This window comes from Streptococcus mitis (assembly GCF_047465045.1).
Lineage (GTDB): Bacteria > Bacillota > Bacilli > Lactobacillales > Streptococcaceae > Streptococcus > Streptococcus mitis_DT.
This window is the reverse complement of record NZ_JASHAR010000003.1, coordinates 53,606-69,946: the sequence shown is the minus strand read 5'-3', so window position 1 is coordinate 69,946 and position 16,341 is coordinate 53,606. Positions and strand designations below refer to the sequence as shown.

Here is a 16,341-nt window from a genome sequence, read left to right as displayed (position 1 = left end):
GATGGTATAATAGTCAAATGGTTCAATTATTATTCACTCTAAGCAGTCACATGCTCTTTATTTATGTGAGTTTTTACCTTTTAAAGGATCTTGTTAGATGGGAAAAAGTCTTAAAAGTAACAGCTGAGAACACAGGAAAAGTTCGTTTACTAGTAGCCTTTTTCAGCATTGTAATGGGCTACATCATGAGTTCTTTCTTCATCAGCCTATATCAGTTGTGGCAAGAAGTGCTTAGAGGATTATTATAAAATCAAATGTAAAGGAAATAAGTATGGAAAAAATTGTGGTTCAAGGTGGCGATAATCGTCTGGTAGGAAGTGTTACGATCGAAGGAGCAAAGAATGCAGTCTTGCCCTTGTTGGCAGCGACTATTCTAGCAAGTGAAGGAAAGACCGTCTTGCAGAACGTTCCTATCTTGTCAGATGTTTTCACCATGAATCAGGTGGTTCGTGGTTTGAATGCCAAGGTGAATTTTGATGAGGAAGCTCATCTTGTCGAGGTGGATGCGACTGGTGATATCACTGAGGAAGCTCCTTACAAGTATGTCAGTAAGATGCGCGCATCTATTGTTGTCTTGGGACCGATTCTTGCTCGTGTAGGTCATGCAAAGGTATCTATGCCAGGCGGTTGTACGATTGGTAGCCGTCCTATTGACCTTCATTTGAAAGGTCTGGAAGCTATGGGGGCTAAGATTAGTCAGACAGCTGGTTATATCGAAGCAAAGGCAGACCGCTTGCAGGGTGCTCATATCTACATGGACTTCCCGAGTGTTGGCGCTACGCAGAACTTGATGATGGCAGCAACTCTAGCTGATGGTGTGACAGTGATTGAAAATGCTGCGCGTGAGCCTGAGATTGTTGACCTCGCCATTCTCCTCAATGAAATGGGAGCCAAGGTCAAAGGTGCTGGTACAGAGACTATTACCATTACCGGTGTTGAGAAACTTCATGGTACGACTCACAATGTAGTCCAAGACCGTATTGAAGCCGGAACCTTTATGGTAGCTGCTGCCATGACTGGTGGTGATGTCTTGATTAAAGACGCTGTCTGGGAGCATAACCGTCCCTTGATTGCCAAGTTGCTTGAAATGGGAGTGGAAGTAACAGAGGAAACTGAAGGAATTCGAGTTCGCTCTCAACTAGAAAATCTAAAAGCTGTTCATGTGAAAACCTTGCCCCACCCAGGATTTCCAACAGATATGCAGGCTCAATTTACAGCCTTGATGACCATCGCAAACGGGGAATCAACCATGGTGGAGACAGTTTTTGAAAATCGTTTCCAACACCTAGAAGAAATGAGACGTATGGGATTGCATTCTGAGATTATCCGTGATACGGCTCGTATTGTTGGTGGACAACCTTTGCAGGGAGCAGAAGTTCTTTCAACTGACCTTCGTGCCAGTGCTGCCTTGATTTTGACAGGTTTGGTAGCACAAGGAGAAACTGTAGTTGGTAAATTGGTTCACTTGGATAGAGGTTACTACCGTTTCCATGAGAAGTTAGCGCAGCTAGGTGCTAAGATTCAGCGGATTGAGGCAAGTGATGAAGATGAATAAGAAATCAAGCTACGTAATCAAGCGTTTACTTCTGGTCATTTTGGTACTGTTTTTAGGTGCTCTAGCCCTAGGAATTGGCTTAATGGTAGGTTATGGAATCTTGGGCAAGGGTCAAGATCCATGGGCTATCCTGTCTCCAGCAAAATGGCAGGAATTGATTCATAAATTTACAGGAAATTAGGCTGGAGAACCAGTCTTTTTCTAGAGATAAGGAGAAAAATGGATAAAAAAACAAGACAGACACTGATCGGACTGCTAGTGTTATTACTTTTATCTGCGGGAAGCTATTATATCAAGCAGATGCAGTCGACAGCTAATAGTCCTAAAACCAAACTTAGTCAGAAAAAACAAGCGTCTGAAGCTCCTAGTCAAGAGTTGGCAGAAAGTGTCTTAACAGATGCAGTCAAAAGCCAAATAAAAGGGAGTCTTGAGTGGAATGGCTCAGGTGCTTTTATCGTCAATGGTAATAAAACAAATCTAGATGCCAAGGTTTCAAGTAAACCTTACGCTGATAATAAAACAAAGACAGTGGGCAAGGGAACAGTGCCAACCGTAGCTAATGCGCTCTTGTCTAAGGCTACTCGTCAGTACAAGAATCGTGAGGAAACTGGGAATGGTTCGACTTCTTGGACTCCTCCAGGCTGGCATCAGGTTAAGAATCTAAAGGGTACTTATACCCATGCGGTCGATAGAGGTCACTTGTTAGGCTATGCCTTAATCGGTGGCTTGGATGGTTTTGATGCCTCGACAAGCAATCCTAAAAACATTTCTGTTCAAACAGCCTGGGCAAATCAGGCGCAAGCCGAGGATTCGACTGGTCAAAACTATTATGAAAGCATGGTGCGTAAGGCCTTGGACCAAAACAAGCGTGTCCGTTATCGTGTAACCCTTTATTACGCTTCAAATGAGGATTTAGTTCCTTCAGCTTCACAGATTGAAGCCAAGTCTTCAGACGGAGAGTTGGAATTTAATGTCCTAGTTCCCAATGTTCAAAAAGGGCTTCAACTGGATTACCGAACTGGAGAAGTGACTGTTACTCAGTAAAAGATAACATAAACTCCTATGTCACTTGTGGATATAGGAGTTTATGTTATCTTTTACTAGTTTCAGTAGGGCTAGAATAGGTACTGATAAAAAATAATATGTACTGGACTATATTTTGTGATATAATAGATGATAAGATACTATTTTAGGAGAAGAACTATGGAAGACCCAAGTAGTCAGAATTTGTTGCTACAATTTGTTTTATTGTTTATCTTGACGGTGTTAAATGCCTTTTTCTCAGCCACAGAAATGGCCATGGTTTCTCTTAATCGTGCGCGGGTTGAACAAAAGGCAGAAGAAGGAGATAGACGCTATATTCGTCTGCTGAGGGTACTAGAAAATCCTAACCACTTTTTATCAACCATTCAAGTAGGGATTACCCTGATTACGATCTTATCAGGGGCGAGTTTGGCAGAAACTCTGGGACAAGAGATTGCTTCTTGGCTTGGAAATAGCGAAACAGCTTATGCCGTTGCAAGTTTTCTATCTTTAGCATTTTTGACTTATATTTCCATCGTTTTTGGGGAATTGTATCCTAAGAGAATTGCTCTTAATCTAAAGGATGCCTTGGCGATTCGTACAGCGCCAGTTATCATTGGACTTGGGAAACTAGTTAGTCCCTTTGTTTGGCTCTTATCTGCATCTACCAATCTCTTGAGTCGCTTGACTCCTATGACCTTTGACGATGCTGACGAAAAAATGACTCGTGATGAAATTGAGTACATGTTGACAAATAGTGAAGAAACACTAGATGCTGACGAAATTGAGATGTTACAAGGGATTTTTTCCCTGGACGAATTAATGGCCAGAGAAGTCATGGTTCCTCGAACTGATGCCTTCATGGTGGATATTCAGGATGATAGTCAAACCATCATCCAAAGTATTTTAAAACAAAATTATTCTCGTATCCCTGTCTATGATGGGGACAAGGATAACGTGATTGGAATCATTCACACCAAGAGTCTCCTTAATGCGGGCTTTGTGGACGGTTTTGACAATATTGTTTGGAAGAAAATCTTACAAGATCCACTTTTTGTTCCTGAAACTATTTTTGTGGATGACTTGTTAAAAGAATTGCGCAATACCCAAAGACAAATGGCAATCTTGCTGGATGAATACGGTGGTATGGCTGGTTTGGTGACACTTGAAGACCTCTTAGAGGAAATCGTTGGGGAAATCGATGACGAAACAGATAAGGCTGAAATCGAAGTTCATCAAATCGGAGAAGATACTTATATTGTTCAAGGTACCATGAATCTCAATGATTTTAATGACTACTTTGATGTCGAACTAGCAAGTGATGACGTTGATACCATCGCTGGTTACTATTTGACAGGAGTTGGGACCATTCCAACGACTGAGAAACTCAGTTATGAATTGGTCAGCCAAAACAAACAGCTTATCCTAACCAATGATAAGGTGAAAAATGGACGTGTTACCAAGGTAAAAGTCCAAATTACCGAAGTTGAAATAGAAGAAGAAACAGAGTAAACTAGAGGCTTTTGTCACCAGGCGTGACGAAGCTTTTTCAGTTGATTTCATACTCTTCGAAAATCAAATTCAAACCGCGTCAACGTCGCCTTGCCGTACGCAAGTACAGCCTGTGGCTAGTTTCCTAGTTTGCTCTTTGATTTTCATTGAGTATCAAAAAATTGTCTCCTAAAAAGAAGTCTGTCCCAAATTTGCTCCAAAAATTTTTGTAAGTTATATGTATCCATTAGAAGAAAAAGAAAAAAGCCCTTTAAACTGGGCTTTTTGTTTAAATGGAACCTGATAAATCAAGTTATAGAAGGCGGTAGACGGATTTGAACCGACGATCAAGCTTTTGCAGAGCCGTGCCTTACCACTTGGCTATACCGCCTTAACGTTTATTATTATACCTTGAAAATCATTCTCAGTCAATACTTTTTTCAGATTTTTTGTATGAATAAGCCTAAATATTCTGAAAATTCGTTTACTTTTCTTGAAATCTATGATATAATTGATGATAACCTATACTTTATAAGAGGAGTAAAGAAATGAAAAAAAGTAGAGTATTTATTGCAGCAGGAATTGCTTTGTTTGCGACGGGTGTGTTAGTGGCTTGTGGGAATTCAAAATCATCTGATTCGACAGCTCCAAAGACCTACGGCTATGTCTATTCGGCTGATCCAGAAACATTAGATTATATTATTTCTGGAAAAGAGAGTACGAAAGTGGCTACTTCAAACGGGATCGATGGCCTCTTCACAAATGATAAATACGGGAATTTGACTCCTGCGGTTGCAGAAGACTGGTCTGTATCAAAAGATGGATTGACTTATACCTACAAAATTCGTAAAGGTGTCAAATGGATGACATCCGATGGTGAAGAATATGCCGAAGTGACTGCTAAAGACTTCGTGAATGGATTGAAACATGCGGCAGATAAGAAATCAGAAGCTCTATATCTAGCTGAAACTTCTGTTAAAGGTTTATCTGATTATTTGGCTGGGAATTCAAAAGATTTCTCTACAGTAGGTGTTAAAGCGGTTGATGACTATACTCTTGAGTATACTTTGAACCAACCAGAACCTTACTGGAACTCTAAGATGGTTTATTCAATTTTCTGGCCATTAAACGAAGAATTTGAAAAGTCAAAAGGCTCTGATTTTGCTAAAGCGACAGATCCTACATCATTGCTATATAATGGACCTTTCTTGCTCAAAGGTTTGACTGCTAAATCTTCTATCGAATTTGCTAAGAACGAGCAGTACTGGGATAAAGAGAATGTTCATTTAGATACAGCAACACTTGCATATTTTGATGGTTCGGACCAAGAATCACTTGAGCGTAACTTTACAAGTGGAGCTTATAGTTTTGCTCGTCTTTACCCAACAAGTTCAAACTTCTCAAAGGTAGAGGAGTCATACAAGGATAATATTTTCTACACTCCGTCAGGAGCTGGTATTGGAGGTTTAGGTGTAAATATTGATCGACAAAATTACAAATATACATCTAAAACGACAGATGAAGAGAAAACATCTACTAAGAAAGCTCTTCTTAACAAAGACTTCCGCCAAGCCTTGAACTTTGCCTTTGACCGTACAGGTTATTCTGCTCAAGTTAACGGTAAAGAAGGTGCTCCTCTCGCAGTTCGTAATTTATTTGTGAAACCAGACTTTGTGACTGCAGGTGAAAAAACTTTCGGTGACTTGGTTGCTGAAAAAGTTACGACTTATGGAGACGAGTGGAAAAATGTAAACTTTGCCGATGGTCAAGACGGTCTCTTTAATGCTGATAAAGCTAAAGCAGAATTTGCTAAAGCTAAAACTGCTTTGGAAGCAGAAGGTGTGAAATTCCCTATCCACTTGGATGTTCCAGTAGACCAAACGTCTAAAAACTTTATCGCACGTATTCAGTCATTCAAACAATCAGTTGAAAAAGTTTTAGGTGAAGAAAATGTTGTCATCGACATTCAACAAATTTCTAAAGATGAATTCTTTAATGCGACTTATTATGCTGCTAATGCGGCGGCTGAGGATTGGGATCTTTCAGGTGCGGTTGGATGGAATCCAGACTATGAAGATCCATCAACTTATCTTGATATCCTTAAATCAACTAATAGTGAGCAAACGAAAACTTATATGGGTTATGATGATCCATCAAATGCAGCTGCAGCAAAAGTTGGTGTGAAAGATTACGATAAATTGCTCGATGAAGCTGGAAAAGAAACAAGTGATCTTAACAAACGTTATGAAAAATATGCTGCTGCTCAAGCTTGGTTGACAGACAGCTCACTCTTCTTACCAGCTATGTCTTCTACTGGTGCTGCACCATTCATTTCTCGTGTTGTACCATTCTCAGCTTCTTATAGCCAATCTGGAGACAAAGGTTCAAATCTCTACTTCAAATATATTCAGTTACAAAATAAGGTTGTAACAAAGGCTGATTATGAACAAGCTCGTGAGAAATGGCTCAAAGAGAAAAAAGAATCAAACGAAAAAGTTCAAAAAGAATTGACTAAACACGTTAAATAAATAACTCTCAAGGGAACTTTCTCTCCATGAGGAGAAGGTTCTTTTGGGATTTTAAAAGGAAACGATATGAAGAAATATATTTTTATGCGTGTCTTGCGGTCATTGGTTTCTATCTTCTTAGTAACAACCTTGACTTACACGATTATCTATACAATGGTTCCTCGAAAATTGATTTTCAAACAGGATACCAACTATAACAAGATTGCAACAACTGCTGATAAACGTGATAACTATGAAAATACTGTTTATGAGCGTATGGGCTATATCGAGTACTACGATACCAAAGAGTTGCAAGAAAAAGCTAGCCAGATGGATGCCTCTGTAACCGTTGAAGCTAATGACACCAACAAGGCTATCTACGAAAAATACATCAAACAAATCGGTCATGGTTGGACCCTGGGAGAATTTACTGAAAGTGGCCAATTCTACGCTACACGTGAAATTCCAATTTTTGAACGTGTGTTTAAATTCTATGCAAACTTGCTTGATATCGACCACACAAACAAGATTCAGGACCCAGAAAATCCAAATTTGGAGCGTTATTTGCGTTTTGAAAATGATCCCGCTATCGGCTGGTCTCTGGTAGGTTCAGGGACTAAACACAAGTACCTCTTGTACTTCAATAGTCAGTTCCCATTTGTTCACCAAAACTTTGTGAACTTGAATTTGGGTGATTCATATCCAACTTATGCTAATACTCCTGTGCTTCAAGTTATCACACAAGGACAAGGTCAAACTAAGACATCAGAAGTGCAATTCCCAACTGGTAAGAAAACATCTTCAGTTAATATCTACTCAAGAACCTACAAATCGCCTAGTCAGGCTGATTCTCGTGAAGTAGCTAACTATGGGAAAGATGACCCATATACTGCAACTGAAAGCAACTACCAATATCCTTCTATGATTGCTAGCTCTGCAGTCGTTGGATTGATTGGTTTGGTGATTTCTTATGCGATTGCCGTGCCACTTGGTTCAGCTATGGCTCGCTTCAAGAATACTTGGATTGATAGCTTCTCAACAGGGTTTTTGACCTTCTTGATGGCCCTTCCAACCATTGCCTTGGTTTACATTGTTCGTTTGATTGGATCATCAATTGGTCTTCCAGATTCATTCCCTATCTTGGGTGCTGGAGATTGGCGTTCGTATGTTTTACCAGCAGTTATCCTTGGTTTATTGGGTGCTCCTGGTACAGCTATTTGGATTCGTCGTTACATGATTGACTTGCAATCACAGGACTTTGTTCGTTTTGCTCGTGCAAAAGGTTTGTCTGAAAAAGAAATTTCAAACAAACACATCTTTAAAAATGCCATGGTTCCGCTGGTTTCAGGAATTCCTGGTGCTGTTATCGGGGTTATCGGTGGTGCAACCCTTACTGAAACAGTCTTCGCTTTCCCAGGTATGGGTAAAATGTTGATTGACTCTGTAAAAGCATCTAATAACTCTATGGTCGTAGGTCTTGTCTTCATCTTTACATGTATTTCTATCTTCTCACTTCTTTTGGGAGATATTTGGATGACTATTATTGACCCACGTATTAAATTGACTGAGAAAGGAGGCAAATAATGTCTACAATCGATAAAGAAAAATTTCAGTTCGTAAAACGTGACGATTTTGCCTCTGAAGCCATTGATGCGCCAGCCTATTCATACTGGGGCTCAGTGTTTAGACAATTTATGAAGAAGAAATCAACTGTAGTCATGTTGGGAATCTTGGTAGCTATCATTTTGATGAGTTTCATCTACCCAATGTTTTCTAAGTTTGATTTCAATGATGTCAGCAAAGTAAACGACTTTAGTGCTCGTTATATCAAGCCAAATGCTGAGCATTGGTTCGGTACAGACAGTAACGGTAAATCTCTCTTTGACGGTGTCTGGTTCGGAGCTCGTAACTCTATCCTCATTTCTGTGATTGCGACAGTGATTAACTTGGTTATCGGTGTTTTTGTCGGTGGTATTTGGGGAATTTCAAAATCAGTTGACCGTGTGATGATGGAAGTTTATAATGTCATCTCAAACATCCCATCTCTTTTGATTGTCATTGTCTTGACTTACTCAATCGGAGCTGGATTCTGGAATCTGATTTTTGCTATGAGTGTGACTACTTGGATTGGTATTGCTTACTCAATTCGTATTCAGATCATGCGTTATCGTGACTTGGAGTATAACCTTGCTTCACGTACACTTGGAACACCAACCTTTAAGATTGTTGTAAAAAACATTATGCCACAATTGGTATCTGTTATCGTTACGACGACATCTCAAATGCTTCCAGCCTTTATCTCATACGAAGCTTTCCTTTCATTCTTTGGACTTGGATTGCCGATTACAGTTCCAAGTTTAGGTCGTTTGATTTCAGATTACTCTCAGAACGTAACGACAAATGCATACCTCTTCTGGATTCCATTGACAACTCTTGTCTTGGTATCCTTATCCCTTTTCGTAGTTGGTCAAAACTTAGCGGATGCTAGTGATCCACGTACACATAGATAGGAGTAGAAATGACAAAAGAAAAAAATGTAATTTTGACTGCTCGCGATATTGTCGTGGAATTTGACGTTCGTGACAAAGTATTGACAGCCATTCGCGGCGTTTCCCTTGAACTAGTTGAAGGAGAAGTATTAGCCTTGGTAGGTGAGTCAGGATCAGGAAAATCTGTTTTGACAAAGACTTTCACAGGTATGCTTGAAGAAAATGGTCGCATTGCCCAAGGTAGCATTGACTACCGTGGTCAAGATTTGACAGCTTTATCTTCTCACAAGGATTGGGAACAAATTCGTGGCGCTAAGATTGCGACTATCTTCCAAGATCCAATGACTAGTTTGGACCCAATTAAAACAATTGGTAGTCAGATTACAGAAGTTATTGTAAAACACCAAGGAAAAACAGCTAAAGAAGCGAAAGAATTGGCGATTGACTACATGAATAAGGTTGGGATTCCAGACGCAGATAGACGTTTTGATGAATACCCATTCCAATATTCTGGAGGAATGCGTCAACGTATCGTTATTGCGATTGCCCTTGCCTGCCGACCTGATGTCTTGATCTGTGATGAGCCAACGACTGCCTTGGATGTGACTATCCAAGCACAGATTATTGATTTGCTAAAATCTTTACAAAACGAGTACCATTTCACAACAATCTTTATCACCCACGACCTTGGTGTGGTAGCAAGTATTGCGGATAAGGTAGCGGTTATGTATGCAGGAGAAATCGTTGAGTATGGAACTGTTGAGGAAGTCTTCTATGACCCTCGCCATCCATATACATGGAGTCTCTTGTCTAGCTTGCCTCAGCTTGCTGATGATAAAGGGGATCTTTACTCAATCCCAGGAACACCTCCGTCACTTTATACTGACCTGAAAGGGGATGCCTTTGCCTTGCGTTCTGACTATGCAATGCAGATTGACTTTGAACAAAAAGCTCCTCAATTCTCAGTATCAGAGACACATTGGGCTAAAACTTGGCTACTTCATGAGGATGCTCCAAAAGTAGAAAAACCAGCTGTGATTGCAAATCTCCATGATAAGATCCGTGAAAAAATGGGATTTGCCCATCTGGCTGACTAGGAGGAAGGAAATGTCTGAAAAATTAGTAGAAATCAAAGATTTAGAAATTTCCTTCGGTGAAGGAAGTAAGAAGTTTGTCGCGGTTAAAAATGCTAACTTCTTTATCAACAAGGGAGAAACTTTCTCGCTTGTAGGTGAGTCAGGTAGTGGGAAAACAACTATTGGTCGTGCCATCATTGGTCTAAATGATACAAGTAATGGTGATATCATTTTTGATGGTCAAAAGATTAATGGTAAGAAATCGCGTGAACAAGCTGCGGAATTGATTCGTCGAATCCAGATGATTTTCCAAGACCCTGCAGCAAGTTTGAATGAACGTGCTACTGTTGATTATATTATTTCTGAAGGTCTTTACAATCATCATCTGTTCAAGGATGAAGAAGAACGTAAAGAGAAAGTTCAAAATATTATCCGTGAAGTAGGTCTTCTTGCTGAGCACTTGACTCGTTACCCTCATGAATTCTCAGGTGGTCAACGTCAACGTATCGGTATTGCCCGTGCCTTGGTTATGCAACCAGACTTTGTTATTGCGGATGAGCCCATTTCAGCCTTGGACGTTTCTGTTCGTGCTCAAGTCTTAAACTTGCTCAAAAAATTCCAAAAAGAACTTGGCTTGACCTATCTCTTTATCGCCCATGACTTGTCGGTTGTTCGTTTTATTTCAGATCGTATCGCGGTTATTTACAAGGGTGTTATTGTAGAGGTTGCAGAAACAGAAGAATTGTTTAACAATCCAATTCATCCATATACTCAGGCTTTGCTTTCAGCGGTACCTATCCCAGATCCAATCTTGGAACGCAAGAAGGTCTTGAAAGTATATGATCCAGATCAACATGATTATGAGACAGATAAGCCATCTATGGTAGAAATCCGTCCAGGTCACTATGTTTGGGCCAACCAAGCCGAATTGGCACGTTACCAAAAAGGATTAAACTAATAATGGTTTTATAATTTCCATGTCAATTTTTATGGGAATTATAAAACTTTTTTATATCCTTAAAAGAGATAGGTTTAAAAATTTTAAAATGATAAAAACGCATAATATCAGATGTAGGTGTACTGACATTACGCGTTTCTATTATGTAAAGTTTTGATAAATTTCTCCTAATACTTCTTTGATTTTCATTGAGTATAAGCTTGAGTTTTTCTATAGCTTCAAACTTATGTATAGAGAATTTTAGAAATTGGAGTATGTTAGATTAGTGAAGTGAATATCAAATTCTAATAAGTTACTATCAATTGCTTATAATCACCTTATTTGATAGACTGTATCTGTTTCGGACTATTATACAATCGTTGATCTCATATCTTTATTTAAAATTGACCAATAACAACTGTACTAGTTTTCTCTAAGGAAATTGAAGAGACCGCGTCTAATAGTTCATTATAGTAGAATCCGTTTTTCAAATCTGTTTTAGTAGGTAGAGCGAACACTTCTAGCGTATATCGATGATCTTTATCAGGAGGAGTTGGTCCAACAAAAATAGAATCAATTTCAGTAAAATCAGTTTCTAATAGAGGACTGGCAAAACTATTTTTCCCTTGCGTAATAGAACCTTTATAATCTAGACTGTAATTTTCAGGAATAATGACTGTATTATTTTTGACTTCTATATCCGTAGCAAGCCAGTGAATCCAAGGGAATGAACAAACTGGAATAGCATCATAATCAATTAAAGTAATAGCTATGTATTTTGTCCCTTCTGGTAATTCGCTAATCTCAAAGGGGAAAGAGCGTACAGGATTTCCCTTAATAATGTCGGTACAATCCGCTTCTTTTCCAAATCGTTTAGGCAATAAGTTCTGGTTAAAAGGTATATTAATTTTCATTTTGATTTCTCCTTTGAAAATAAAATTTAATTAGACAGTATGATAATAGTGTTAAAAGTGAAAAAATTACAATCCCTTTAAAATGATATCTATTGTAAATGTATCCTCCTGTTATAAGAAGGAAGAAATTTAAAAAAGAATAAATTGACTCTGCTTTATGTAATAGGATAGAGATATATTTATACATATTTAAATTTTTAATAGTTTGAGGTCTAGTCAAACCAGATGATAATCCTAATAAGACCATACTAATGACAATAAATATAATATTGTGAGATAGTAGTAGACACAATGATAAAAATAATGATAGTGAAGAAGTAAAGTTTGGTAAATTGCTACAATATATGGAAGAAATTATGCCCGTGAGAGTATATGCTGTTAAAATTAGAATAAAATATTGAGTGGATATACCTAGCTCTGTAAAAAAGTAATAAGGTAAAAAACCTGTAAATATACTAAGAATGATTCCTCTTATTATGGAATAATGAGAAATCCACACATAAGCATGATTAGATATGTCGATTTTATTTTTATATACTGTTTTTTCGATATGATTTACGGAATCTGATACAGATGGTAGAAATAAAAAAATTGAAAAAATGCTAGCTAGTGATGCAATTATTGTTAATAAAAATGGTAATACATTATCAAAATTATAAATATAACCTCCTATGATACCGGATACTAATAGAGATAGGAACATAAAACTATTTGACATATTTTGAAAATTAGTAGCATCATTTTCAAGTGAAGAATTTATTATTTTAGTATCTTCTCCGGCTCCAATGGAATAACTTATTCCAAGTATTAATTGAGAGATAATAATTAGTGAAGGACTAGATAAAAAACTTAAGCAGAGTAATCCTATGATTTTAAGTGATTCACTTAAAATTAATAACTGTTTAGAATTTTGTGTTTTAAAATTATTTTTGATAAATTTATTAGAGATAAATGCACCTAGTCCATAACAAGCCATAAAATATTCTATTACAATAATTGAATAGCCTTTTTGATGGAAGAATATTAGTAAAAATGGTAAGTAAAAATAGGAACGAGAAAAAATTCTATATAGTGAGATTCCAATTTTAGTTCTCAACAGTAATACCCCTTTCATGAAGAATTGACCTAATTTGTTCTTTTGAAATATCTCCTTCTCTGATGACTGATACTGTTCCTTCATCATTTATTTTCACAATAGTACTTGATTTAGTATTTGTAATTTCAGTTTGACTTCGAAGGAGATAATCTACCTTATCTCCTATATGTTGTATTGCAATGGATTCTGTGATCAGTGTATCATCTGCAGTACCTGATATATTCGCAGAAGTAATTGCTACTACTCCTCCAACATAGTCTACAAAATCTCGAAACACTTTATTACTCACACAACCAAGGGAAATAGTATTACTTCCGTTTAATGCATAATCATAGTCAGTTTTGTTTTCGATTATAATATTTAATGCACCTGGCCAGAATTTCTTTATAAGGAAATTCATAATGTCAGTATGCTTACTTGTTCCGTATCTCTCCCAATTTTCGGGTCTTGAAATAAAAATAGACAAAGGTTTATTTTTAGGTCGAATTTTATATTCAAAAATTTTGTCAATTGCTTCTTTATCATTAGGTAGGCAGCAAAAATTATAATTAGTATCTGTAGGGATGATAATCGGATTACCGGTTATTAATGTATTTCTTAATAAGTGATAATTATTTATGTTAGCTTCTAATATTTCCATTTTTTTCTCTCTCTAAATTGATACAGCTCCAAGCAATCCTCAGGAGTTAATTTGTCAGTTACTTTACTTAAGTGTCTATAGAATTGTATTAGGTCATCAACATCTATTTCACTTCCAACAATATTTTTAAAGTATTGGTAAAGAATTTTTTTGCTAGATATTCGACTAATTGAATAATTAGTGGAATTAGGAATTCCTAATTCACTTGGCAAAATATATTGGTACATTTCTATATTTTTTAGAGTACCATCTTGATGAATTCCTGATTCATGCACAAATATATTGCTACCAATTATAGGTTTTGTCGGGGGGATTTTATATTCCAAAATCTCTCTAATTTTATTACTCGTTTTGTATATAGACTTTAGATTTAACTCAGTTTCATTTAGTTCTTTTTTATAAAGTACAGCTACAACTTCTTCAATTGAAGTATTTCCTGCACGTTCACCAATACCAAGAAACGTAGTCTCGACTTGAGTTGCTCCATTAATTATTGCTGAAATGGTATTTGCGGTGGCTAATCCTAGATCATTGTGGCAATGAGCTGATAATTTTAATCTAGGAAACTTGTTTCTCACTTCTTTGAAAAGGGAACCATATTCAGTTGGAGTAGAACAACCAACTGTGTCTGCTAGTGTAACAAAACCTATCTTATAATTTGAAACAATACTAAGAACTTCAAATAGTACTTGTTTATCTGCTCGGGTAGAATCTTCAAGAACTATATCAATATTTAATTCCTTTTGTTGGGAATATTTTAAAATTCGTTCTAGACGTTTGAAATAAATCGTTTTTTCAGTTTTTAATTTTTCCTCAATATGCATCTTAGAAATTGGAACAAGTAGTTTTAGCACAGTATTTGGATATTTGCTATGTAATTCAGCTCCTAAATCAATACTAGTTTCAATTAACCTAGTCAACACTACTCCGTTCTGATCTTTACGAAGAATATTCATATACTCAGATAAGATTGATAAATCTTGCAGACTATCACACATGCCAATTTCTACAGAATTTATTCTTGTTCTACTAATCTCATCTATAATTTGTTTCTTAATAGCTATGCTTTTGTTAACTGCTCTCTGTTGCATTCCATCTCGTATAGTGTTATCTTGAAAATATATCATATTGCTCCTTTCATGTAATCGAATAAATTATTCTTGATTCTATGATATAATAAATACTAACTTTTTAAAATTTGGAAAAAGTTAATAATTCATTAAATATTATTTTAGGAAGGAGAGGAGATAATGAATTTAGATTGGTATTATACATTCTTAGTATTATCTAAACACCTCAACTATCATAGAGCAAGCGAAGAATTATTTTTAACGGAACCAACACTTCACCAGCAAATAAAAAAACTCGAAAAACACTTGCAAGTAAATTTATTTGAAACAGTTGGAAGAAATTTAACTCTAACTCCAACAGGACGAGAATTTATCCCAATCGTAAAAAAAATAATTGCGACATATGAAGATGGAATTAAAAAAATACAATTAAAAAATAAAAAGTTGGAAACCCATTTAAACATTGCAGTTTCATCTTACATAGCTACTTATCTGTTACCGAAATTTCTTCCAGAATTTTTTGAAGAACAACCATCTGTAGGTATTTCAATTACAGTTTTACAAAATGATATCGCTCGAGAAATTGAAAATAATCAATTTGATATTGGGATAGCTAGGGAAGAACCCTATACTACAAAGATTAATTCAGAAAAAATTTGTGAGGGTAAAATTGCTCTTTTTTATCCCAAAAATGATTCTCAACTAACTGAGGTGGAGTTATTTCAAAAATATAAGATTTTATCAGATAATCATCCTGTTTATTGGAAAAAAGTAAAACAAGAAATTTCTGAAATTGTTCCAGAATCTCAATTTGTTTCTATAAAGGATATAACAGTAACTGAGAAATTGATTGAAATGGGACAAGGGATCTCTTATCTCCCTCTATACCTTAAAATGACTTTAAATTCTAATATTGCTACTCGAATACCAGAAGAAATTTCTATTCCACTATCCTTTACTTACATAATGACTAGAAAAAATTCGGAAGCTATTGAACTTTTCAAAAATAAATTTAAGGAATTTATTGTTTTTGAACAAAATAAAGTAAATTTTTGACTCTTAAAAAGATGACTTATGTATCTAGCAACTAGTGTTAATGTATAAAATTGAAATTTCGCATCATACTTTCTGAGTTTAGACGGACTTTGTTATGAGTTTGAAACAGAGATAGAAAAACCTTGAAAGAATTTTCGAAAAATTTTAAAAAATTCTGAAATATTCTTGACAGGTGATGAAAAAGGTGGTAAGATAGGAAACATCAAAAAAGAAAGCAGAAAAAGAAATGAATAAGAAACAAGCTGTAACGATGAATCAAAACTTTTACTTTAGCTACTTTAGATAGTGTTTGTAGACATGTCACCATGGATGCAAACAGTTCAAGCAATTTGTTTGTATCTATGTGGCTAAGATTTTTGATTGTGGTCCATATAGATGAATATCTAAATGGACTAGCTAAGTTGTAACTTGTTAGATTATTTCAAGCATCCGTTTAGATAGTATCTAGGCGGTTTTTTGTTTTATCTTTTCTGAGAAGGAGTTTCAT

At 36.4% G+C, this 16,341-nt stretch carries 15 protein-coding genes and 1 tRNA gene; 11 read left to right on the top strand and 5 right to left on the bottom strand.

Annotated elements, in window-relative coordinates; translation table 11 throughout:
• Window positions 1-17: 17 nt before the first annotated feature.
• The 5 genes from QM409_RS03055 to QM409_RS03035 all read left to right on the top strand — a co-directional run bounded on the left by QM409_RS03055 (window position 18) and on the right by QM409_RS03035 (window position 4,090).
• Window positions 18-248, top strand: a complete 231-nt coding sequence (locus tag QM409_RS03055; RefSeq protein WP_414305249.1) for a DUF1146 family protein — start codon at window positions 18-20, stop codon at window positions 246-248.
• 23 nt (window positions 249-271) lie between these two features.
• Window positions 272-1,555, top strand: coding sequence for a UDP-N-acetylglucosamine 1-carboxyvinyltransferase (murA, locus tag QM409_RS03050; RefSeq protein WP_414305250.1), 1,284 nt, complete (start codon window positions 272-274; stop codon window positions 1,553-1,555).
• The gene (locus QM409_RS03045) at window positions 1,548-1,736 is read left to right on the top strand and encodes a DNA-directed RNA polymerase subunit beta (protein WP_004241151.1); all 189 of its coding nucleotides are present in this window, start codon (window positions 1,548-1,550) and stop codon (window positions 1,734-1,736) included. Before murA ends, QM409_RS03045 begins: the two co-directional genes overlap by 8 nt.
• A gap of 38 nt (window positions 1,737-1,774) precedes the next feature.
• Window positions 1,775-2,599, top strand: coding sequence for a DNA-entry nuclease EndA (gene endA / locus QM409_RS03040; protein ID WP_414305251.1), 825 nt, complete (start codon window positions 1,775-1,777; stop codon window positions 2,597-2,599).
• A 159-nt stretch (window positions 2,600-2,758) separates the two neighbouring features.
• Entirely contained in the window at window positions 2,759-4,090 is a 1,332-nt protein-coding gene (locus tag QM409_RS03035) for a hemolysin family protein (protein WP_084887486.1), read from the top strand.
• A gap of 299 nt (window positions 4,091-4,389) precedes the next feature.
• On the opposite strand, the gene QM409_RS03030 is transcribed toward QM409_RS03035, so the two are convergent.
• A tRNA-Cys gene (locus QM409_RS03030) sits at window positions 4,390-4,460 on the bottom strand.
• A gap of 157 nt (window positions 4,461-4,617) precedes the next feature.
• On the opposite strand from QM409_RS03030, the gene QM409_RS03025 reads away from it, so the two are divergent.
• The 5 genes from QM409_RS03025 to QM409_RS03005 all read left to right on the top strand — a co-directional run bounded on the left by QM409_RS03025 (window position 4,618) and on the right by QM409_RS03005 (window position 11,099).
• A complete protein-coding gene (locus QM409_RS03025) occupies window positions 4,618-6,597 on the top strand; it encodes a peptide ABC transporter substrate-binding protein (RefSeq protein WP_084887490.1) in 1,980 nt (659 codons plus the stop codon).
• A 66-nt stretch (window positions 6,598-6,663) separates the two neighbouring features.
• Complete coding sequence (locus tag QM409_RS03020; RefSeq protein WP_020902008.1) at window positions 6,664-8,160, top strand: ABC transporter permease; 1,497 nt, start codon at window positions 6,664-6,666, stop codon at window positions 8,158-8,160.
• Window positions 8,160-9,086 (top strand): oligopeptide ABC transporter permease OppC, encoded by a 927-nt coding sequence (oppC, locus tag QM409_RS03015; protein WP_004255894.1) that lies wholly within the window; start codon window positions 8,160-8,162, stop codon window positions 9,084-9,086. Before QM409_RS03020 ends, oppC begins: the two co-directional genes overlap by 1 nt.
• A gap of 8 nt (window positions 9,087-9,094) precedes the next feature.
• Entirely contained in the window at window positions 9,095-10,162 is a 1,068-nt protein-coding gene (locus tag QM409_RS03010; protein ID WP_000159550.1) for an ABC transporter ATP-binding protein, read from the top strand.
• A gap of 10 nt (window positions 10,163-10,172) precedes the next feature.
• Complete coding sequence (locus tag QM409_RS03005) at window positions 10,173-11,099, top strand: ATP-binding cassette domain-containing protein (RefSeq protein WP_042750043.1); 927 nt, start codon at window positions 10,173-10,175, stop codon at window positions 11,097-11,099.
• Window positions 11,100-11,476: 377 nt separating this feature from the next.
• On the opposite strand, the gene QM409_RS03000 is transcribed toward QM409_RS03005, so the two are convergent.
• The 4 genes from QM409_RS03000 to QM409_RS02985 are packed head-to-tail and all read right to left on the bottom strand — an operon-like array spanning window position 11,477 to window position 14,855.
• The gene (locus tag QM409_RS03000) at window positions 11,477-11,992 is read right to left on the bottom strand and encodes a YbhB/YbcL family Raf kinase inhibitor-like protein (RefSeq protein ID WP_414305252.1); all 516 of its coding nucleotides are present in this window, start codon (window positions 11,990-11,992) and stop codon (window positions 11,477-11,479) included.
• Window positions 11,982-13,088: an MFS transporter gene (locus QM409_RS02995; protein WP_414305253.1), complete on the bottom strand. Its 1,107-nt coding sequence runs from the start codon at window positions 13,086-13,088 to the stop codon at window positions 11,982-11,984. The genes QM409_RS03000 and QM409_RS02995 overlap by 11 nt, the downstream gene beginning before the upstream one ends.
• A complete protein-coding gene (locus tag QM409_RS02990; RefSeq protein WP_414305254.1) occupies window positions 13,078-13,728 on the bottom strand; it encodes an L-threonylcarbamoyladenylate synthase in 651 nt (216 codons plus the stop codon). The genes QM409_RS02995 and QM409_RS02990 overlap by 11 nt, the downstream gene beginning before the upstream one ends.
• Window positions 13,716-14,855 carry a LeuA family protein gene (locus QM409_RS02985; protein ID WP_414305255.1) on the bottom strand — a complete coding sequence of 380 codons (1,140 nt, stop codon included), beginning with the start codon at window positions 14,853-14,855 and terminating at the stop codon, window positions 13,716-13,718. Before QM409_RS02985 ends, QM409_RS02990 begins: the two co-directional genes overlap by 13 nt.
• A gap of 123 nt (window positions 14,856-14,978) precedes the next feature.
• Here QM409_RS02985 and QM409_RS02980 point away from each other — a divergent pair, with 123 nt between their 5' ends.
• Window positions 14,979-15,854, top strand: coding sequence for a LysR family transcriptional regulator (locus QM409_RS02980; RefSeq protein WP_414305256.1), 876 nt, complete (start codon window positions 14,979-14,981; stop codon window positions 15,852-15,854).
• Window positions 15,855-16,341: the final 487 nt, after the last annotated feature.